The sequence below is a fragment of the Enterobacter sp. Cy-643 genome, from assembly GCF_011752815.1.
In the GTDB taxonomy this organism is placed as follows: domain Bacteria; phylum Pseudomonadota; class Gammaproteobacteria; order Enterobacterales; family Enterobacteriaceae; genus Cedecea.
This window is the reverse complement of record NZ_VWWV01000001.1, coordinates 374,076-393,415: the sequence shown is the minus strand read 5'-3', so window position 1 is coordinate 393,415 and position 19,340 is coordinate 374,076. Positions and strand designations below refer to the sequence as shown.

The following is a 19,340-nucleotide window of genomic DNA, read 5'->3' as shown; positions in this document are numbered from 1 at the left end:
CTTTTCTCACCCTTTCAGGATGACCATTTCGACTCAACTCGCAACCCGGCCGCCTGCCAGCCAGGAAAACCATCATCCACGCGCTGCACCATAAAGTCTTTCTGGCGCAGAAACGCCACTGCCTGTCTGGAGAGTACGCAGAAACGCCCGCCGCAGTAGGCCAGAATATCCCTGTCGCGAGGTAAATCAGACAGGTGCTGCTCCAGCTTCTCCAGCGGAATATTCAGCGCGCCGGGGATATGGCCGGCGGAATAATCTTCCGCGGAGCGAACATCCAGCAACAACGCGCCCTGCTCCAGCCTGGCCAGCAGTGCTTCAATGGAAACCCCCTCCAGCCGCTGCGGGTTGTAGAGACTCTCCGTCGCAACGCGCTGCATTTCGCTGTGCTGCCAGGTATTAAAATTGTGCAGGGCAGAGAGCACGTTTGCCACCGGCCCTTCGCCTTCGCGGTAAAAAACCTGCTTCCCGACGCGCCGCGACTGGACGAACCCGGCCCGCCTGAGCTGCTGTAAATGCTGGGAGGTATTGGTCACGGAAAGGCCGGTTGTCTCTGCCAGTTGCTCAACTGAACTTTCGTGCTGAAAAACGGCCTCCAGCAAGGCAAGACGATGGGGATGCGCCATCGCGCGAGCAAGACCTGCCAGTATTTCTAGTTGGCCCTGCGGGCTCCCCATCACTTTTTTCATCCACGCTGCCCGTTATCCGCCAAACGCCGCCGATGTTAGCATTGCCGCCCCTAAAGTGACAGATATCACCTGGCCTGCCGACTCAGGCGTATTGCTAAAAGCGTCGCACCGGCCGGCGCCAAAGCGAAGACCCCAAACAACGCCATACTGGCCGTGCTGGCCCCTTCAACCCCTCCGGGGGAGGTGATGCCGGCCCCGTGAGTAATAACCCCGGCCAGGGCGGCGGCGAGCGCCGTCGCGTAAAGCTGCACGGTGGTAATAGAGGCGGACGCCAGCGTTTCTTCCCCGGGCGGTGCCGCCTGAAATACTTTCGTTAAAAGATGAGGCCAGGCAAGACCAATCCCGAACCCAACGCCCGCCAGCGCCGTACCGCAGACAACCACGCCCGCCGGGCCGTTAAACGGTGTCGGCATAATAATGGACAGCGTGACCAGCGACACAAGCACCACCAGCGGCCCGACGCAAATTATCCGCTGCGACATTTTTGAACTGACTGAAGCGCTACAAAGCGCCGCCAGCGTCCAGCCTCCGGCCATCATTGCCGTCAAATAACCGGCGGACAGCGGGCTGAATAGATGGATGAGCTGCAGAAAGTATGGCACGTAAATTTCCGTCGTCAGGCCAATGACCAGCAGCGCCATCATCGCATAAAGCAGGCCAATACCGCGCGTCGGGGAATAAGCGCCGCGAGGCAGCAATTTTGCCGCACCCGGCCTGCTGTCCAGGCGAGCGATGAGCCACCCCAGCCCCAGACCAATGGCTATTCCAGAGATGTTCAGGGGCAAAGAGTCGCCCAGCCCGGCGATGGAAATGACCAGCACGGACAGCACCAACAGCGAGATGGTGAGGACGGGCAACCGCGCCTCACCGGCTTCAGGTTTCGACATGCTTCTAAATTGCACCATCACAATCAGGGCAAGCACGGCGGCTATCGGCAGCAGCGCCCAGAACGCCAGGCGCCATTCGCCGATCTCCGCGAAAACACCGCCGATCGCCGGGCCGCATAGGGTTGCGATGCCCCACATGCCGGAAACCAGCGCCATAGCCCGGGACCAAAGCGGAGCCTCAAAGGCGACGCGGATCAGCGCATAGCTCAGCGCAAACAACACGCCGCCTCCGAGCCCCTGCACCACCCTCCCCAGGAGCATGACCGGCATGGAGGGTGCCAGCGCGCAGATTACCGCCCCACAGGAAAACAGCAGCAGGGCCGACAGGTAGGCCATCGCCGCGCCCTGCCGCGCAATCAGCTTCGCAGAGATGGCGGAGCCTACAATCGACGCGGCGACAAAGAGCGTGGTGTTCCACGCATACCAGGCCAGGCCGCCAATCTCCTGAATGACGGTCGGCAAAATTGTGGTGACGATATAAATATTAATGGCATGCAGCGCCACGCCGCCGGCGAGGGCCAGGGAGCGCAGCCCGTTATGGCCGCTAAGCAACGTGGCCCAGGAGGCATTTTGACTCGTAATGTCTGACATTCACTCTTCCATCTATCATTCCATAAAGTAATGGAATGATAGAATGAAAAACCAACCGCAATTTGTCTCTCTGTGCATCGGGCATAAAAAAGCCCACGGGGTAAACCGTGGGCCTGTAAACGAGGGCGGCTTAGCTTAGCCTTCGTTGTGCATCTCTAAGTTTTCCACTTCGTTCTGACGCGCCAGCGCTTTGGAGTCGTCGTTACGCAAGGATTCGAGATACTGCAGATATTTGTGGTCAACGTCCTTCGTCACGTAAATGCCGTTAAAGACGGAGCATTCGAACTGGGTGATGTCCGGGTTTTCCACGCGAACTGCTTCGATGAGATCGTCCAGATCCTGGAAAATCAGGCCGTCGGCGCCGATGATCTGGCGAATCTCATCCACTTCGCGACCGTGAGCAATCAGCTCATTGGCGCTCGGCATATCAATGCCGTACACGTTAGGGAAGCGAATTTCCGGTGCCGCAGATGCCAGATAAACCTTTTTGGCACCGGCTTCACGCGCCATCTCGATAATCTGTTCAGAGGTGGTGCCGCGCACGATGGAATCATCCACCAGCAGCACGTTCTTGTCGCGGAATTCAGCACGGTTGGCATTCAGCTTACGGCGCACGGATTTACGGCGCAGCTGCTGGCCCGGCATGATAAACGTACGGCCTACGTAGCGGTTTTTCACAAACCCCTGGCGGTACGGCTTCTCAAGAATGCGGGCAATTTCCAGCGCGATGTCGCAGGAGGTTTCTGGAATCGGAATGACCACGTCGATATCCAGGTCTTCCCATTCACGGGCAATTTTCTCGCCGAGTTTTTTACCCATCTCAACGCGCGCGCTGTAGACGGAGATCTTGTCGATGAACGAGTCCGGGCGAGCAAAGTACACGTACTCAAACAGGCAAGGATTGCTGACCGGGTTGTCAGCGCACTGGCGGGTGAACAGCTGGCCTTTCTCGGTAATGTAGACCGCTTCGCCCGGGGCAATATCACGCAGGAATTCAAAGCCCAAGGTATCCAGCGCCACGCTCTCGGAGGCCACCATGTACTCGGTGCGGCCATCGCCAAGATCGCGTTTGCCGATCACCAGCGGGCGGATCCCATTCGGGTCGCGGAAGGCAACCATACCGTGGCCGATAATCATCGCCACGCAGGCGTATGCGCCGCGAATCTGGCGGTTAGTGGCGGCGATGGCGGCAAAAATGTTGTCTGCTTCCAGCGGATAGTGGCGGAAGTTATCCAGCTCGCTGGCAAAGATGTTGAGCAGGATTTCAGAATCAGAGGTGGTGTTAATGTGGCGGCGTTTTTCTTCAAACAGCTTTTTACGCAGCTCGTGGGCATTGGTCAGATTACCGTTATGCGCCAGCGTAATCCCGTAAGGTGAGTTGACGTAGAACGGCTGAGCTTCAGAAGCGCTGGAACTGCCGGCGGTGGGATAACGCACGTGGCCAATACCCATATTCCCCTGCAGACGCTGCATGTGACGGGCTTCAAACACATCGCTCACCAGGCCATTCGCTTTACGCAGACGGAAGCAATTTAACGCGTCGATGGTGACGATGCCTGCGGCATCCTGGCCACGGTGCTGAAGCACCGTTAACGCATCATAAATCGACTGGTTTACCGGCATAAAACCGGCGATACCGACAATACCGCACATGTTGTCTTTTCCTCATTAAGCCACACCCCCCGCTACGATTAGCGGGGCAAGAAACTTGACGAGCTTTGCAGATAGTCAAAGAACCATCTGATGATGAAACTGAATTGCGGGATAAGCTGTGACTTTTGCCAGTCATCGCTTTTTGAAAAACCGGTAAAGGTGTCCAGGAAGAACAGAATGGCGGAGACGATCAGAACGCCACGCAAGGCGCCAAAGCAGATCCCCAACACCCTGTCTGTACCCGACAGGCCGGTTTTTTGCACCAGCGCGCTAATCACATAATTGACTATCGCACCGACAATCAGCGTCGCGATAAACAGCACCGCGATAGCTATCCCATTACGTACCAGTTCGTCTTCAAAGCCAGTGAACCAGACTGACAGATAAGTGTAGTAATGACTGGCGACAAAGAAAGCACATCCCCAGGTCACAAGCGATAACGCTTCCTTCACAAACCCACGTATTACGCTTACCAGACAAGAAAAACCGATAACCGCAATGATGGCGTAATCTATCCAGACCATGAAAAAATCTCGTGATAAATTGCCCTGACGTCCAGTTCGGGGCGAATTCTAACAGAAAAAGAAAACGTTTGCGTAGGGATTTCCTTCCCCCGCGTAAATAAATAATGGCGTTGAAAAAAGCATCAACGCCATTAAAAAAGTGCCTGTTTTGCCTTCACTCCGTTGGGGGAAAGCGACGATATACCGTCGTTTTTCCCCTCACCCTAACCATCTCCCCAAAGGGGCGAGGTAACCGATAGGTGTAATAACTTTTCCCTCTCCCCAGAGGGCGAGGATACCGAACGGTGCAACAGCTTCCCCCTCTCCCTTCCAGGGAGAGGGCCGGGGTGAGGGTAACAGACGACTACCTCGGCGAGTAGTTCATCACCACGCCGTTCAGGCCAGAAAGCGAATTCAGTTCGCCCAGCGAAGACTTCAGCTTATCTTTCGACGCATCCGGCCCGACAAGAATACGGGTGATTTTCCCCTGCACAGGCGTGGTTGGTGAGGTGTAAACCTTGAACCCGGCTCCGCGCAGTTTACCAACAATTTCATTCACTTTGTCGGCATTTTTCAACGCGCCAAGCTGCACCACATACGCTTGCCCGGTCGGCGCTTTGTCGGCCGTTTTTTCCGCCTTCGATGGCTGTTCGGAGGCCATGGCAAGCTGCTGCCCGGTATTGTCATCTGCTGCAGATTTAGGCTGCGGTTTTTCCACCGGCTTCGGTTTTGGTTTTTCCTGCACGGGCTGCGGCTTAGGCTGCTCGCGCGCGACAGGCACTTCGTCAACGCCCGCGGAGCCTTCATTCGGGATAGCCCCGCTGTTCAGCCCGGGCGGTACGGAAGCCCCCGCCCTTACCTCTTCCGCCGCGCCTTCCGGCGGCTGGGCTGGTAAAGCCTGAGTAGCCGCCGGCAGCATATCGGGCTCGTCGCTGTCTCCAGGTTTTGGCACCAAAGGAATGGCCGCGAACTCATCCTGATAATGTTTTTTCTGCCCGTCCAGCAGACCCGGCAGCACAATCACGCCCAGTGCGACCAGAATAATGGTTCCGACTAATCGGTTTTGAAACTTACTCGCCACCTGCTCTCCCCGCGTCCAGTACTTCCATTACATGGGCCACCGTGTGGAACGAACCACACACCAGCACGGTATCTTCGGCCGTTGCTTCCGCCATGGCGGCATGCCATGCGTCCGCGACGGTTGCAAATGCTTTGCCGTGACCAAGATGGGCCATAAGCTGCTCTGCGCTTGCGCCTCGTGGCCCTTCCAGCGGAGCACAATACCAGCTATCGACCTGAGGCGACAAACAGGCAAGCGTTCCGGCAATGTCTTTATCGTGTAGCATGCCAATCACCGCCAGCACGCGTCCCTGTTTTGGTAACGCCGCCAGTCGACCCGCAAGATAAGCCGCCGCATGCGGATTATGGGCAACGTCAAGAATCACGCGCGGTGCCTGAGACACAATCTGGAAACGCCCCGGCAGCGTGGCATGTTCGATGCCATAGCGTATCGCGTTTTCACTCACGTTCAGTTTGCTGGCACGTAAAGCGGCCAGCGCCGTGGCGGCATTGGGCTGTGGAACCAGCGGTAGCGGCAGATCTTTAAGCTCGCCGTTAGCGTCCCGGAACGTCCAGCCTGTGCCGTTAACTTCATAATCCCAGTCAACGCCGCGGCGCAGTAATTGCGCGCCCTTCTCCTGCGCCACATCGGCAATCGTCTGCGGCATATCTGGCTCGCCCACCACCGCGGGGTTGTCCCTGCGGAAGACGCCGGCTTTTTCACGGCCAATGCTCTCACGATCCGGGCCAAGCCAGTCGGTGTGATCGAGTGCAATGCTGGTGACCACGGCCACATCAGAATCCACAATATTGGTGGCATCAAGACGCCCGCCCAGACCCACTTCAAGAATCACCACGTCAACCGCCTGCTGCTTAAACAATAGCAAGGCCGAGAGCGTTCCGTATTCAAAATAGGTTAAGGAAATATCTCCGCGAGCGGCCTCTATTTCGGCAAACGAGGCGGTATGCAGGGCTTCAGGTAACTCTTCACCCTGAATGCGCACGCGCTCGGTGTAACGCACCAGATGCGGAGAGCTATAAACCCCTACGCGATAGCCGTCGGCCATCAGCGCGGTTTCAAGCGTACGGCAGGTGGTGCCTTTCCCGTTCGTGCCGGCCACGGTAAAGACCGTTGGCGCAGGTTTCAGCACATCGAGCTTGCGCGCAACGTTGCTGATGCGCTCAAGGCCCATATCGATAGTGGTGGAATGAAGGTTTTCAAGATAGCAAAGCCACGTGGCCAGGGGCGACGTGGCTTGAGGAATAAGGTCTTTGTCCATGATGCCCACTTAACATGCACATAAAGAAAAGGGCAGAACCTGCTGGCCTGCCCTTAGTTGCGAATCAGGCCTCTTGACCCTGTTCCGGTGCTGGCGGAACCACGATGGGCTCACGCGGGGCTTCCGGGTTTGGCGCTGGCAGATTCATGAACTTCGCCAGGATGCTCGCCAGTTTAAGGCGCATTTCCGGACGACGAACGATCATGTCGATCGCGCCTTTTTCGATCAGGAACTCACTGCGCTGGAAGCCCGGCGGCAGTTTTTCACGAACGGTCTGCTCGATAACGCGTGGACCGGCAAAGCCAATCAGCGCTTTCGGCTCGGCAATGTTCAGGTCACCCAGCATCGCGAAGCTTGCGGAAACGCCGCCCATGGTTGGGTCAGTCAGCACAGAGATGTACGGCAGACCGCGTTCCTGCATTTTTGCCAGCGCAGCGCTGGTTTTCGCCATCTGCATCAGCGACATCAGCGCTTCCTGCATGCGCGCCCCGCCGGAAGCGGAGAAGCAGACCATCGGGCAGTTGTCTTCCAGCGCCTGCTCAACGGCGCGAACAAAACGCGCGCCGACCACAGAGCCCATAGAACCCCCCATAAAGGAGAACTCAAAGGCAGCGGCCACAACAGGCATACCGTGCAGCGTGCCTTTCATAACAACTAACGCGTCTTTCTCGCCGGTCTCTTTCTGTGCGCTAACCAGACGATCTTTGTACTTCTTGGAGTCACGGAACTTCAGCAAATCTTTTGGCTCAAGCTCGCTCCCCAATTCCACCATTGTGCCTTCATCTAACAGGCTATGCAGGCGATCGCGGGCCGACATACGCATGTGGTGATCGCACTTAGGGCAGACACCAAGATTGCGTTCCAGCTCGGCGCGGTACAGGACCTGGCCGCAGCTGTCGCACTTGGTCCACACCCCTTCAGGGATGCTCGCCTTGCGGGTGGGAGTAATATTGCTCTTATTGAGAATTCGTTCAATCCAGCTCATTGATGACCTTTCTGCTTGAACCTGGTCGATACCAGCTTTTCTGCGGCAGTTTTCCCTGCCCCAGACCATAAATGGTGCTCATTAAAACACAACGGCCCGCTACTTTGGATAAAAAAGTGGTCGAACCGCTGCCACGTATTATTTTGACTGCCGCGACGCCGCGCGTTTGTGGCGGATAACTTCCACCACGCCAGGCAAAATCGACACCACGATAATTGCCACAATCAGCAGCTTCAGGTTTTCCTGTACCACCGGCAGGTTACCGAACAGGTAGCCCGCGTAGGTAAACAGCAAGACCCATAGCAGTGCGCCGACAACGTTATAGATCGCAAAATGGCGATAGGACATGTGCCCCATCCCGGCGACAAACGGTGCGAAGGTTCGCACAATCGGCACGAAGCGCGCGAGGATAATCGTTTTTCCGCCGTGACGCTCGTAAAAAGCGTGAGTTTTATCGAGATAACTGCGGCGGAAGATTTTTGAATTCGGATTACTGAACAACTTCTCGCCAAACAGCCGCCCGATAGTGTAGTTCACCGCATCGCCGATGATGGCGGCAATCACCATCAAAATGACCATGTAATGCACGTTCAGGTCGTTGGTTTCCAGCGACGCCAGCGCGCCCGCCACAAACAGCAGTGAATCACCCGGTAAAAACGGCGTGACCACCAGCCCGGTTTCGCAGAACAAAATCAGGAACAGAATAGCGTAAACCCAGACGCCGTATTGTGCCACCAGCTCGGCCAGATGCACGTCGATATGCAAAATGAAGTCGATGATAAAACGGATGAAATCCATCAAAGTATCCTTTCTTAAGCAGCAATCAATCGGCTAAAAAAAGCGGCCCCATCGGCAGACGTGGCAGCGCAAAGTGGTCGGGATAATCCACCGACACCAGGTACAGCCCTTCCGCCTTCGCGGTGGCAGCAGCCTTAGTGCGGTCCTTCATTGCCAGCAGATCGGCCATCCAGGTTTCTGCCTGGTTGCCGCAGCCGACTTCCATCAGGCTACCGACGATGTTGCGCACCATGTGGTGCACAAAAGCGTTGGCCTTAATGTCCACCACGATGTAAGCGCCGTAGCGGTTTACCGTGATGTGCATCATGTTGCGCCATGGGGTGCGGGACTGGCACTGCACCGCACGGAACGAGGTAAAGTCATTTTCCCCCAGCAGGCTCTGCGCGGCACGGTGCATTTTATCCGCATCCAGAGGCAGGTGAAAATGGGTGACGCCCTGCTGCAAAATGGCTGGACGCAGGCGATGATTATAAATCACGTAGCGATAGCGGCGGGCCGTGGCGCTAAACCGGGCATGGAACTCAGACGGCACGTCTTTTACCCAGCGTACGGCGATGTCACCAGGCAAATTCGTATTGACGCCCATCGTCCAGGCCGCATCTTTGCGCACCGCGGTGGTTTCAAAATGCACTACCTGGCCCGTGGCGTGAACGCCGGCATCGGTGCGCCCTGCGCAAAATACGTTAATCGGCTCATTGGCCACCTGAGATAACGCTTTTTCCAGCTTTTCCTGCACGCTGCGCACTTCGTTCTGCCGCTGCCAGCCGTAATATTTACTGCCGTCGTACTCAATGCCGAGCGCGATTTTATGAAGCGGAATTTCGCTTAGCACTTCGGACATCAGTACATATACTCCTGCACCAGTTTCTCAGCGGTTTTTATCGCCATCAGCGCGCCGCCAAAGCGAACGTTATCGGCGACTGACCAGAACTGGATTTGCTCCGGCATGCCGTAATCGTTGTGTACGCAGCCAATAGAAAGATGGCCGCTGCCGGACGCATCCGCCACCTGAGTCGGGAATTCTCCCTCTTCAGACAACTCAATATCTTCTGCCTGAGCAAACGCATCGCGGGCTTCTTCTGCCGCCAGCGGGCGCAGCGCTTCAAAATTGACGATTTGGGCATGGCCGTAGAACACCGGCGACTGCACAAGGCTGGCGGAGATCATTAAGCCATCGTCCTGCAGCACTTTACGCACTTCATTCACCAGACGGCGCTCTTCCCGCACGCTGCCTTCGGCATCCGGCACCAGCGGCAGCATGTTGAACGCCAGCTGGCGGCCAAACAGGTCTTCTTCATCAATAGGGATGCCGTTCAGCAGACGGGCGCTTTGCCCGGCCAGCGCGTCTACGGCCACTTTGCCGCGCGCAGAAGCAGACAGCAGGCTGGTTACCTGAATACGTGACAGGCCGCCCTGTTCAATCAGCGGTTTCAGCGCGCTAAGCAGTTGGCTGGTCAGGCTGTCCGCCACGGCCACCAGGTTACGGTTGCGGTAATCACCCAGTACGAACGGGTTCACGTCCGGCACAACCAGCGGCACATCCGGCTCGAGCGAGAAAAGACCGCTAGAGTCAATCACCAGGCAGCCCGCGTTAGTCGCTTCTTCGACATAGCGAGCGGAGGCTTCAACGCCCGCGACGAAGAACGCCAGCTGAGCCTGAGTCCAGTCAAACTCTGCCGCGTCCTGCACCTGGAGGGTTTTACCTTCATAACGCAGATTTTCACCGGCGCTCTCACCGCGCGCCAGGGCGTACAATTCACCAACCGGGAACTGACGTTCAGCAAGCAGTTCAAGCAAAGCTGAGCCTACGGCACCGGTGGCGCCTAAAACGGCAATATTCCAGCCTTCGGACATGTTGGTTTACTCCAGAAAATAGAACAGATGCTCCCCAGGACGTCGCCCCAGGGAGCCAGAAGATATTGCTTAGCGAAGCGGGTGATGTGCCGCGCTAAAGCCAAGTTTTTGCAGCATGCTTGCCGTTTCAGCATCATCACACTGCACGTACAGCGATGACCACTCGCGGCGCTCCAGGTAGTTCTTACGCAGCTTGTCGAATTCACCAGGCTGACCGGCAACCTTCCGCAGCGGCGCGTCGTCGCGGCGCACATCATACACCAGATGCACCAGTCTTTTGAGCGTGGGCTGATCGAGCGGGCCTGCCAGCGTGATGCGGCCAAACTCCGGCGCAGGCAGCAATGAATCCAGCGCCACTTTCTGAGACTGGCCGATAAAATCGCTAAAGGCTTCAAAGACCTGAGTAGTACCGCGAGCCTTACCTTCAAGCGTATAGCCCGCAATGTGCGCCGTGCCAATATCGACCTTGTCGAGCAACTCTACGCTGAGATCCGGCTCCGGCTCCCAGACGTCCAGCACAACGCTGAGATTCTGCCCTGCTTTTAAGCATTTCAGCAATGCGTTGTTGTCCACTACCGGGCCACGACAGGCATTAATCAGAATAGCGCCAGGCTTCAGGCGGCTAATCAGCGCCTCGTCCGCCAGATGCAACGTTTTATACTCGCCGGATTTAAACAGTGGCGTATGGAAGGTGATGACGTCGGCTTCCTGTACCAGCGTTTCCAGCGAAACGAAATCGCCTTCGTCACCGCGATCGGCTCGCGGCGGATCGCACAGTAAGGTGCGCACGCCCCAGGCTTCCAGACGCGCCTGAAGACGGGCACCAACGTTACCCACGCCGACGATACCGACGGTTCGGTCTTTCAGCTGAAAACCATCGCGCTCGGCCAGCATCAATAAGGAGGAGAACACATACTCAACCACGGCAATCGCGTTGCATCCAGGAGCGGCAGAGAAAGCCACCCCGGCGCTTTGCAAATACGCTTCATCAACGTGATCGGTTCCGGCCGTGGCCGTCCCGACAAATTTAATCCCTTTACCATCCAGCAGTTCGGCATTCACTTTGGTGACCGAACGAACCATCAACGCGTCAGCATCCGTTAACGCCTCCACCGGAATCGGACGCCCCGGCACGGCAGTCACCTCGCCCAGGCGACTGAAAAGTTCGCGGGCATAGGGCATATTTTCATCAACGAGGATTTTCACCTGAGTACCTGTCTGTTAATCGTCGAGATAAGGCCGGATAGTGTGCCATAATCTGACGTCCGGGCATAACGAACTATGCTCGTCATACTTCAAGCTGCAGGCGCGTTGGCTGCACCCGTTCACCCCAGTCACATAGTTAGCTATGCTCCTGAGGACTCACGGTCTTGCCCTCTGCCTGCAACTCGAATTATCTAGAGCATATTTGTTATATGTTTTGCCGTGTTTAAGGCGAGCCTAAGGATTTTACTATAATGCAACCCATTCAGGGCGCCACGCCGCGTCCTCCGGGGGAACCTCCCTCCGCACCTTCTGCCGCCGGCGAACAGCCGCTTTCCAGCCAGCAACGTACCGTGCTGGAGCGCCTGATCACCCGGATCATTGCGCTTAGTCAACAGCAGAGCGCTGAAGTGTGGGCGGGCCTTAAGCACGATCTGGGACTCAAAAGCGAGACGCCGCTGCTGTCCCGGCATTTCCCCGCCGCTGAGCAAAACCTGAATCAGCGTCTGACCAGCGCGCAAACCACGCTGGCAACGCGTCAGATCATTCAGCAACTGAGCGATTTGCTGCCCCAGGGCAATAACCGCCAGGCGGTGAGCGACTTTATCCGCCAGCAGTTTGGCCAGACGGCGCTGAGCCAGCTCACGCCGGACCAGCTCAAAACCGTGCTGACGCTGCTGCAAAACAACCAGCTCGCCATTCCTCAGCCGCAGCAGCGCCCGGCCACCGACCGCCCGCTGCTCCCCGCCGAGCACAACAGCCTGAATCAGCTTGTCACCAAACTCGCCGCGGCAACGGGCGAGTCCGGCAAACAAATCTGGCAGTCAATGCTGGAGCTGTCCGGCGTGAAAACCGGTGAACTCATTCCGGCTAAGCACTTTGCTTTGCTGACAACCTGGCTCCAGGCAAGGCAAACGCTGAGCCAGCAGTCTGCGCCTACTTTGCACAGCGTGCAGGCGGCCCTAAAGCAGCCGCTTGAGCCGCAGGAGTGGAAAGAGATGGTGGATTACAGCCAGCAGCGCTTCCAGGCCACGCCGCAAACGGTACTGACGACCGCGCAGGTACAGGACATTCTCAATCAGGTGTTTTTAAAACGTGCCGAGCGCCATCCAGCTACGATTGAAGTGCGTGATATTAAGCCGATCTACAACCCGATGTTTAGCGCAATTATCGAGCCGATAAAGGCGCTGAGCGCGAGGCCTGGTCTGGCGTTGATCGCGCTGGTCGTGGTGATGATTTTGCTCTGGCTGGTGATCTAGTACCTCACCCCAACCCTCTCCCAAAAGGAGAGGGAAAAAACGGGCAACAAGCAAACCTACTTCCTGAACGCCACCAGCGTCACGGCAATCCCCAGCACCGCAGAAACGGCCCCGGCCATAAACACCGACGAATAGCCCATAGACGTTGCCAGAATTCCGGTCAGCGGCCCGGTGACACCGTATGAAATATCCTGGAAAGCAGCATAGCCGCCCAGCGCCGTGCCGCGCACCTGAGGCGGAACACGCTTAACCACTTCCACGCCAAGCGCGGGGAATATAAGCGAACAACCGCAGCCGGTGAGCGCCGCACCCAGCAGCGCGGTCCAGGCTCCAGGCGCGTGCCAAAGCAGCAGCAAACCCACGGTTTCAACCGCAAGGGAAAACAGCGCCACGCGCACGCCGCCGTAGCGATCGGGCATCCAGCCAAACAGCACGCGCACCAGTACAAAAGCGCCGCCAAAAGCCGTCAACGTGAAGCCTGCATGGGCCCAGCCGTTTGCGGCAAAATAGAGCGAAACAAAGGTGCCGATCACGGCAAAACCGACGCCCTGCAGCGCCAGCCCCAGCCCCGGCTGCCAGATAAGCCCGATGACGGTAAGCAGCGAAGGCCGCTCGCCTTTATGGGCCGGAACTGGCTTCACGGTGCCGTTAAACAGCAGCCCAATCAGCGGCAAAGCGATGGTTGTCACACCCAGCGCCACAAACCCCCACTGGCTGTTAAGCATCAGCCCCAGCGGTGCACCGGCAGCCAGCGCGCCATAAATCGCCATCCCGTTCCAGGACATCACTTTGCCCGAGCGACCCGGACCAACCAGCCCCAGTCCCCAGGTCAGGTTACCGGTCAGCAGCTGGCTTTCGCCAAAACCAAGGATCAGCCGCCCGACAATCAGCAAGGCAAACTTCACCGCTGGCTCTACCGGCAATAGCGCGGCGAGCAGGTAGGCAGCGCCCGCCAGTCCGCAGGCAAACATCCCTTGCAGGACGGAGCGTTTAGCCCCCATCTGGTCGGCGAGTCGCCCCGCGTAACCCCGGGTCAATACGGTGGCGAGAAACTGAATGCCCACCGCCACGCCAACCATCATGTTGCCGTAACCCAGCTGCTGATGAACAAAAAGCGGGATAACGGGCAGCGGCAGGCCAACCGTCATATAGGTAAGAAAGACCGCAAAGGTAATTCTGAAAAGCGATGTATTTGCCGATTTCGACGTTTTAAGAGTGGAATCAGGTACTGCAGGCATACTGCTTACTCCATAAATTCAGAGCAAGGCGCAAGTTACCCCGCGCCCTTGCCTCTGAGCGTTCAGATGACAGGGTGCGTTGGTTAACGTTAAACGCTTACGCATTATCAATAATGATAATGGAGGGGAAGGCATAGTGCCTTTCGCTTGACCGGCTGTCAATGCTAAGCGATGGGCAAAAAAATGGGGCCCCCGCAGGAGCCCCATTCTGAATCATTCTGTCGCTTAAGCTTTGAGCTTACGCATCACCAGCGTGGCGTTAGTGCCGCCGAAGCCGAAGCTGTTGGACATCACGGTGGTCAGCGCTGCATCCGTCGCTTTAGTGACGATGTTCAGGCCGGCAGCCTGTTCGTCGAGCTCTTCCACGTTAATGCTTGGCGCGATAAAACCGTGTTCCAGCATCAGCAGAGAGTAGATGGCTTCCTGTACGCCCGCGGCGCCCAGAGAGTGGCCGGTCATGGCTTTAGTCGCGGAAATAGCCGGGCTGTTGTCAGCGAATACTTCACGAATCGCACCCAGCTCTTTCACGTCGCCTACCGGAGTAGAAGTACCGTGGGAGTTCAGGTAGTCGATTGGGGTATCAACGCCGTGCATCGCCATCTTCATGCACCGCACCGCACCTTCACCGGATGGGGCAACCATGTCTGCGCCGTCAGACGTTGCGCCGTAGCCAACGATTTCAGCGTAGATGTGTGCGCCACGAGCCAGCGCGTGCTCCAGTTCTTCAACCACGACCATACCGCCGCCGCCCGCGATGACGAAGCCGTCACGGTGCGCGTCATAGGTACGGGAAGCTTTTTCTGGCGTTTCGTTGTACTTGGTGGACAGCGCGCCCATTGCATCGAACTCACACGCCATTTCCCAGCCCAGCTCTTCGCCGCCGCCGGCAAAGACGATGTCTTGTTTACCGAGCTGAATCTGCTCTACCGCGTTACCGATACAGTGGGCGGAAGTTGCACAGGCGGAGCTGATGGAGTAGTTCACCCCATGAATTTTGAACGGCGTTGCCAGGCAAGCGGAAACCGCAGAGCCCATGGCTTTGGTCACTACGTAAGGACCCACGGCTTTCAGGCCGCGCGGGCTACGCATGGCGTCAGCACCAAAGACCTGCGCTTTAGAAGAGCCGCCGGAACCGGCAATCAGACCAACGCGTGGGTTGTTCTGGTAAACCTCTTCGCTCAGGCCTGCATCGGCAATCGCTTCACGCATGGAGAGATAGGCATAGATAGAGGCATCGTTCATGAAACGAACCACTTTACGGTCAATCAAACCGGTGGTATCCAGCTTGACGTTACCCCAGATGTGGCTACGCATTCCCGCGTCTTTAAACTCTTCCGAGAAAGTGATCCCTGAGCGTCCTTCTCGCAGAGATGCCAGGACTTCCTGCTGGTTATTACCAATGCTGGAAACAATGCCCAGGCCAGTAATCACTGCACGTTTCATTCAAATACCTCGTTCACTGCACTATGTAGGATTTCGTGTCGCACAATAGCGTACAGTTGTAAGCCGAACAAGTCCGATCAGCCAAATTGTGCGGAAATTTGCGCCGCTCCGCTCACACCGTTATGATCGTGCCACTGCCTGTCAGACGAGCAACTTACGTGAAACATTCCCCTATACAATCCGCCAACCTCGGTTTTAACGAAGAAGGTACACCTGTATCCCGAGATTTTGACGACGTTTACTTCTCTAACGATAACGGACTGGAAGAGACGCGATACGTCTTCCTCGGCGGAAACCATCTCCCTGAACGCTTTGCAACCCATGAAAGACCGCTATTTGTGGTCGCAGAAAGTGGATTTGGCACCGGCCTTAACTTTTTGACTTTATGGCAGGCGTTCGATGAATTTTGTGTGAAACGTGAAGATGCCTGCTTAAAAAGGCTGCATTTTATCAGTTTTGAAAAATTCCCCCTGACCGCCGCCGATCTGTCGCTGGCCCACCGACACTGGCCAGAGCTAAGTCGTTTTGCCACCGAGCTTCAGCAACAGTGGCCGCTGCCGATTCCCGGGTGCCACCGCCTGCTGCTGGACAATGGCCGCATCACGCTTGACCTGTGGTTTGGCGATATTAACGAGCTGATATCTCAGTTAGATGACACCCTTAATCAGCAGGTGGACGCCTGGTTTCTGGATGGCTTTGCGCCCTCTAAAAATCCGGATATGTGGACGCCGCAGCTTTTTCAGGCCATGGTTCGTATGGCTCGCCCTAGGGGCACGCTGGCGACCTTTACCTCCGCAGGCTTTGTGCGCCGTGGGTTAATTGAAGCGGGCTTCACCGTGACACGCAGCAAAGGGTTTGGCCGCAAACGCGAAATGCTCGTCGGGTCGCTACCACACCCCGTAGCTACCCCTGCCCGCACGCCCTGGTACGCTCGCCCTGGCACAAGTGAACGTGAAGCCGCGATTATTGGCGGCGGCATTGCCAGCGCCCTGCTCGCCCTGGCGCTGCTGCGTCGAGGCTGGAAGGTCACCCTGTATTGCGAGGATAAAGCCCCAGCCCAGGGCGCATCCGGCAACCGTCAGGGCGCACTTTACCCGCTGCTCACCGCGCATGATGCGGCGCTAACCACCTTTTTCCCGGCGGCATTCACCTTCGCGCGCCGACTGTACGATACCCTTCCGGTAACTTTTGATCATGCCTGGTGCGGCGTAACCCAGCTCGCCTGGGATGAAAAAAGCGCCCATAAAATCGAACAGATGCTCGGTCTGAACCTACCAGACTTACTGGCGAAGGCGGTGGATGCTGAAACGGTGGCGGACACCTGTGGCGTGGACACGCAGTGCGGTGGCATTAGCTATCCGCTGGGCGGCTGGCTTTATCCGGCGCAGCTTACCGCCGGCGCTCTGGCGCTGGCCGAACAACAAGGATTGAGGATTCATTATGGTCACCGGGTGACCAACCTAACGGCAGACAATGGCGGCTGGCAGATAGATTTTGCTCAGCAGGACGCGGCCCATCACGCCGCTGCCGTACTGGCCAACGGACATCAAATAAACCGATTCGCGCAAACTCAGAACCTGCCTGTTTACTCGGTCGGCGGCCAGGTTAGCCATATTCCTACCACGCCGGGATTAAGCCAGCTCCGCCAGGTGCTGTGCTACGACGGCTATCTGACGCCGGTCAACCCGCACAACCAGCAGCATTGTATTGGCGCCAGCTATCACCGTGGCCGGGATGAAATGACCTGGAATGCAGAAGATCAGCAGCATAATCGCCAGCGCCTGCTCGACTGCCTGCCTAACGCCGAATGGGCAAAAGAAGTGGACGTTTCAGCCAACGAAGCCCGCTGCGGCGTGCGCTGCGCTTCACGCGACCACCTTCCAATGGTGGGCAGTGTGCCAGATTATGACGCCACGCTTGAGCAGTACGCCGGGCTTGCGGAGGATCGTAAGAACGCAGAGCCTGCACCGGTTTACGGCAATCTTTATATGCTGGGTGCATTGGGCTCACGCGGGCTGTGTAGCGCGCCGCTGGCTTCTGAGATTCTGGCAGCACAGATGAGTGAAGAACCAATTCCGCTGGATGCCGTCACGCTCGCGGCGCTGAACCCGAACCGGCTTTGGGTAAGAAAGCTATTGAAAGGAAAAGCGGTGAAGTGATGTTCCCCTCATCAGCTTCTCTGTAACGCTTTTATCCCCTCTCCCTTTTAGGGAGAGGGTTAGGGTGAGGGTTAAAACTTCGCCTTCTCGAAAAGCGTTTCCCACATGCCCAACACCAGCGCCTGGTCGCGCGGCGAAAGCTCACCGGCCTGAATCGCCTTTTGCAGGCTATCGCTCACCACCACATGCAGCGCGTCTGGCGTATGGTCGTCGCCGTTTTCCAGTTCGGCTACCGCCAGAGTCAGGTGCCCACGCAGATAACCGCTGGCAAACAGGTCGTCGTCACTGGCGTGCTCCACCATCTCATCAATCAACGCCAAAATACGTGACTCAAATTCCGCGATCATCATACATCCTCTTCATACAGGTGATTTTTAGTTTAGGTCTTCTGGCCAGGCAAACTGCCCGGCTTCGAGCGCAGGGGTGCCATAATACGCCCTTAGCGCGTCAATCAAACGCGCCGGGCGCTCCGGGATCCCGTCTTTCAGATAAGTCATAACCTGGGCATGAACCCGGCGCTGAAACGCAATGCGGTCAGGCTCAAAATCGCCGCTCAGGTTGTCGCAGCTGACGTTAAACGGGAAGCCTGCGGCGGTGCTGAGCATCCACTCCAGCGCCTGCGGCTTCACTTCCACATCTTCGAACTTGCCCTGGGTTTCGGCGTCTCGCCCGTCCGGACAATACCAGTAACCGAAGTCCACCAGCTTACGGCGCTCTGCGCCCGCCACGCACCAGTGGGAGATTTCATGCATTCCGCTGGCGTAATAGCCGTGCGCAAAGACGATGCGGTTATACGGCAATTCGTCATCCGCAGGCAGATAGACAGGCTCGTCATCGCCCTTGATCAAGCGGGTATTAAACTCTGCCAGGAAGCAGCTATCGAACACGTCAATCAGTTCCTGGTAATGGTGTTGTTTGCTCATGGTGACATCATTCATTTCAGGCTATCCCTAACCAATGGAGAATTTCCGGTCCGTGGCTGTCATACAGCAGCCTGGCGCTCATTACCGCCGAAACAACGACAATCATTGGGCGAATCAGCTGCTGCCCTTTACTTAAGACGAGGCGCGAACCCACCCTTGCCCCTAAAAATTGCCCGGCCATCATCACAAAGCCGGTGCCCCAAATCACCTTGCCGCCGATGATAAACAGCAGCAGCCCGCCAAGGTTAGAGGTAGCGTTCAGGACTTTCGCGTGGGCGGTGGATTTGGCGAGGTTGAAGCCGCAAAGCGTCACAAAGGCCAGCGCGTAAAACGACCCGGCGCCGGGGCCAAAGAAGCCATCATAAAAACCGACGCAGCCCCCGGCAATTAACGCGAACGGCAAACCGTGCAGGCGGCGCTGCCGGTCTTCTTCCCCGAGCTTTGGCATCAGCAGGAAATAGAGCCCGATGCCGATAATCAGCAGCGGCAGGATCTGGCGCAAAATATCGGACTTCACGTGCTGCACCAGCAATGCGCCGCAGGTGGAGCCGATAAAGGTCATCAGAATATTGAGCTTCTGATCGGCAAGGCTGACCACCTTCCGGCGGATGAAATAGAGCGAGGCTGAAACCGAGCCGCCGCAGGCCTGGAGCTTGTTGGTTGCCAGGGCCTGAGCAGGAGACATGCCTACCGCCAGCAAAGCAGGGACCGTCAGTAACCCACCGCCGCCCGCAAGGGCATCAATAAACCCGGCCAGCATGGCGACAAAAAACAGCGCCACCAGCAGCAGCGGGGAAACCATAAACCATTCCATTAACT

Annotated in this window: 18 protein-coding genes; 2 read left to right on the top strand and 16 right to left on the bottom strand. The window is 57.1% G+C overall.

Going from position 1 to position 19,340, the window contains the following annotated elements; genetic code table 11:
* Positions 1-14 precede the first annotated feature (14 nt).
* The 11 genes from F3J29_RS01880 to pdxB all read right to left on the bottom strand — a co-directional run bounded on the left by F3J29_RS01880 (position 15) and on the right by pdxB (position 11,502).
* A complete protein-coding gene (locus F3J29_RS01880) occupies positions 15-686 on the bottom strand; it encodes an ArsR/SmtB family transcription factor (RefSeq protein WP_166862568.1) in 672 nt (223 codons plus the stop codon).
* A 65-nt stretch (positions 687-751) separates the two neighbouring features.
* On the bottom strand, positions 752-2,164 hold the full coding sequence (locus F3J29_RS01875) for an MFS transporter (protein ID WP_166862566.1): 1,413 nt from the start codon (positions 2,162-2,164) through the stop codon (positions 752-754).
* A 135-nt stretch (positions 2,165-2,299) separates the two neighbouring features.
* Positions 2,300-3,817, bottom strand: coding sequence for an amidophosphoribosyltransferase (gene purF / locus F3J29_RS01870; RefSeq protein WP_008459723.1), 1,518 nt, complete (start codon positions 3,815-3,817; stop codon positions 2,300-2,302).
* A 38-nt stretch (positions 3,818-3,855) separates the two neighbouring features.
* Complete coding sequence (cvpA, locus tag F3J29_RS01865; protein WP_039295575.1) at positions 3,856-4,341, bottom strand: colicin V production protein; 486 nt, start codon at positions 4,339-4,341, stop codon at positions 3,856-3,858.
* Positions 4,342-4,684: 343 nt separating this feature from the next.
* Positions 4,685-5,401, bottom strand: coding sequence for a cell division protein DedD (gene dedD, locus F3J29_RS01860; RefSeq protein ID WP_166862564.1), 717 nt, complete (start codon positions 5,399-5,401; stop codon positions 4,685-4,687).
* Positions 5,391-6,659, bottom strand: coding sequence for a bifunctional tetrahydrofolate synthase/dihydrofolate synthase (gene folC / locus F3J29_RS01855; RefSeq protein WP_166862562.1), 1,269 nt, complete (start codon positions 6,657-6,659; stop codon positions 5,391-5,393). The genes dedD and folC overlap by 11 nt, the downstream gene beginning before the upstream one ends.
* A gap of 64 nt (positions 6,660-6,723) precedes the next feature.
* On the bottom strand, positions 6,724-7,644 hold the full coding sequence (gene accD, locus F3J29_RS01850; protein ID WP_039305152.1) for an acetyl-CoA carboxylase, carboxyltransferase subunit beta: 921 nt from the start codon (positions 7,642-7,644) through the stop codon (positions 6,724-6,726).
* Positions 7,645-7,782: 138 nt separating this feature from the next.
* Positions 7,783-8,442, bottom strand: a complete 660-nt coding sequence (locus F3J29_RS01845) for a DedA family protein (RefSeq protein ID WP_039295583.1) — start codon at positions 8,440-8,442, stop codon at positions 7,783-7,785.
* Positions 8,443-8,467: 25 nt separating this feature from the next.
* The gene (gene truA / locus F3J29_RS01840) at positions 8,468-9,283 is read right to left on the bottom strand and encodes a tRNA pseudouridine(38-40) synthase TruA (protein ID WP_166862560.1); all 816 of its coding nucleotides are present in this window, start codon (positions 9,281-9,283) and stop codon (positions 8,468-8,470) included.
* Positions 9,283-10,296, bottom strand: coding sequence for an aspartate-semialdehyde dehydrogenase (locus tag F3J29_RS01835; RefSeq protein WP_166862558.1), 1,014 nt, complete (start codon positions 10,294-10,296; stop codon positions 9,283-9,285). Before F3J29_RS01835 ends, truA begins: the two co-directional genes overlap by 1 nt.
* Before the next feature lie 69 nt (positions 10,297-10,365).
* The gene (gene pdxB / locus F3J29_RS01830) at positions 10,366-11,502 is read right to left on the bottom strand and encodes a 4-phosphoerythronate dehydrogenase PdxB (protein ID WP_166862556.1); all 1,137 of its coding nucleotides are present in this window, start codon (positions 11,500-11,502) and stop codon (positions 10,366-10,368) included.
* Between the two features lie 251 nt (positions 11,503-11,753).
* On the opposite strand from pdxB, the gene flk reads away from it, so the two are divergent.
* Positions 11,754-12,758, top strand: a complete 1,005-nt coding sequence (gene flk, locus F3J29_RS01825; protein WP_166862554.1) for a flagella biosynthesis regulator Flk — start codon at positions 11,754-11,756, stop codon at positions 12,756-12,758.
* Positions 12,759-12,814: 56 nt separating this feature from the next.
* Here the strand turns inward: flk and F3J29_RS01820 are convergent, their stop codons facing one another.
* Positions 12,815-13,996 (bottom strand): MFS transporter, encoded by a 1,182-nt coding sequence (locus F3J29_RS01820; protein ID WP_166862552.1) that lies wholly within the window; start codon positions 13,994-13,996, stop codon positions 12,815-12,817.
* 225 nt (positions 13,997-14,221) lie between these two features.
* Positions 14,222-15,439 carry a beta-ketoacyl-ACP synthase I gene (fabB, locus tag F3J29_RS01815; RefSeq protein ID WP_166862550.1) on the bottom strand — a complete coding sequence of 406 codons (1,218 nt, stop codon included), beginning with the start codon at positions 15,437-15,439 and terminating at the stop codon, positions 14,222-14,224.
* Positions 15,440-15,597: 158 nt separating this feature from the next.
* On the opposite strand from fabB, the gene mnmC reads away from it, so the two are divergent.
* On the top strand, positions 15,598-17,598 hold the full coding sequence (mnmC, locus tag F3J29_RS01810; protein ID WP_353620526.1) for a bifunctional tRNA (5-methylaminomethyl-2-thiouridine)(34)-methyltransferase MnmC2/FAD-dependent 5-carboxymethylaminomethyl-2-thiouridine(34) oxidoreductase MnmC1: 2,001 nt from the start codon (positions 15,598-15,600) through the stop codon (positions 17,596-17,598).
* Positions 17,599-17,669: 71 nt separating this feature from the next.
* Here the strand turns inward: mnmC and F3J29_RS01805 are convergent, their stop codons facing one another.
* Genes F3J29_RS01805 through F3J29_RS01795 form a run of 3 tightly spaced genes read right to left on the bottom strand, consistent with a single transcriptional unit; the run spans position 17,670 to position 19,335 of the window.
* On the bottom strand, positions 17,670-17,945 hold the full coding sequence (locus F3J29_RS01805; RefSeq protein WP_008459691.1) for a YfcL family protein: 276 nt from the start codon (positions 17,943-17,945) through the stop codon (positions 17,670-17,672).
* Positions 17,946-17,972: 27 nt separating this feature from the next.
* On the bottom strand, positions 17,973-18,521 hold the full coding sequence (locus F3J29_RS01800) for an elongation factor P hydroxylase (protein ID WP_166862546.1): 549 nt from the start codon (positions 18,519-18,521) through the stop codon (positions 17,973-17,975).
* A gap of 16 nt (positions 18,522-18,537) precedes the next feature.
* Entirely contained in the window at positions 18,538-19,335 is a 798-nt protein-coding gene (locus F3J29_RS01795; protein WP_166862544.1) for a sulfite exporter TauE/SafE family protein, read from the bottom strand.
* Positions 19,336-19,340: the final 5 nt, after the last annotated feature.

Bases quoted from the DNA above. Each gene is read 5' to 3' on its own strand.
- F3J29_RS01800 (WP_166862546.1), bottom strand. From the start codon at position 18,521: ATGAGCAAACAACACCATTACCAGGAACTGATTGACGTGTTCGATAGC.
- purF (WP_008459723.1), bottom strand. From the start codon at position 3,817: ATGTGCGGTATTGTCGGTATCGCCGGTTTTATGCCGGTAAACCAGTCG.
- F3J29_RS01835 (WP_166862558.1), bottom strand. From the start codon at position 10,296: ATGTCCGAAGGCTGGAATATTGCCGTTTTAGGCGCCACCGGTGCCGTA.
- F3J29_RS01875 (WP_166862566.1), bottom strand. From the start codon at position 2,164: ATGTCAGACATTACGAGTCAAAATGCCTCCTGGGCCACGTTGCTTAGC.
- F3J29_RS01845 (WP_039295583.1), bottom strand. From the start codon at position 8,442: ATGGATTTCATCCGTTTTATCATCGACTTCATTTTGCATATCGACGTG.
- F3J29_RS01820 (WP_166862552.1), bottom strand. From the start codon at position 13,996: ATGCCTGCAGTACCTGATTCCACTCTTAAAACGTCGAAATCGGCAAAT.
- flk (WP_166862554.1), top strand. From the start codon at position 11,754: ATGCAACCCATTCAGGGCGCCACGCCGCGTCCTCCGGGGGAACCTCCC.
- F3J29_RS01805 (WP_008459691.1), bottom strand. From the start codon at position 17,945: ATGATCGCGGAATTTGAGTCACGTATTTTGGCGTTGATTGATGAGATG.
- F3J29_RS01795 (WP_166862544.1), bottom strand. From the start codon at position 19,335: ATGGAATGGTTTATGGTTTCCCCGCTGCTGCTGGTGGCGCTGTTTTTT.
- truA (WP_166862560.1), bottom strand. From the start codon at position 9,283: ATGTCCGAAGTGCTAAGCGAAATTCCGCTTCATAAAATCGCGCTCGGC.
- folC (WP_166862562.1), bottom strand. From the start codon at position 6,659: ATGGACAAAGACCTTATTCCTCAAGCCACGTCGCCCCTGGCCACGTGG.
- fabB (WP_166862550.1), bottom strand. From the start codon at position 15,439: ATGAAACGTGCAGTGATTACTGGCCTGGGCATTGTTTCCAGCATTGGT.
- F3J29_RS01880 (WP_166862568.1), bottom strand. From the start codon at position 686: ATGAAAAAAGTGATGGGGAGCCCGCAGGGCCAACTAGAAATACTGGCA.
- accD (WP_039305152.1), bottom strand. From the start codon at position 7,644: ATGAGCTGGATTGAACGAATTCTCAATAAGAGCAATATTACTCCCACC.
- cvpA (WP_039295575.1), bottom strand. From the start codon at position 4,341: ATGGTCTGGATAGATTACGCCATCATTGCGGTTATCGGTTTTTCTTGT.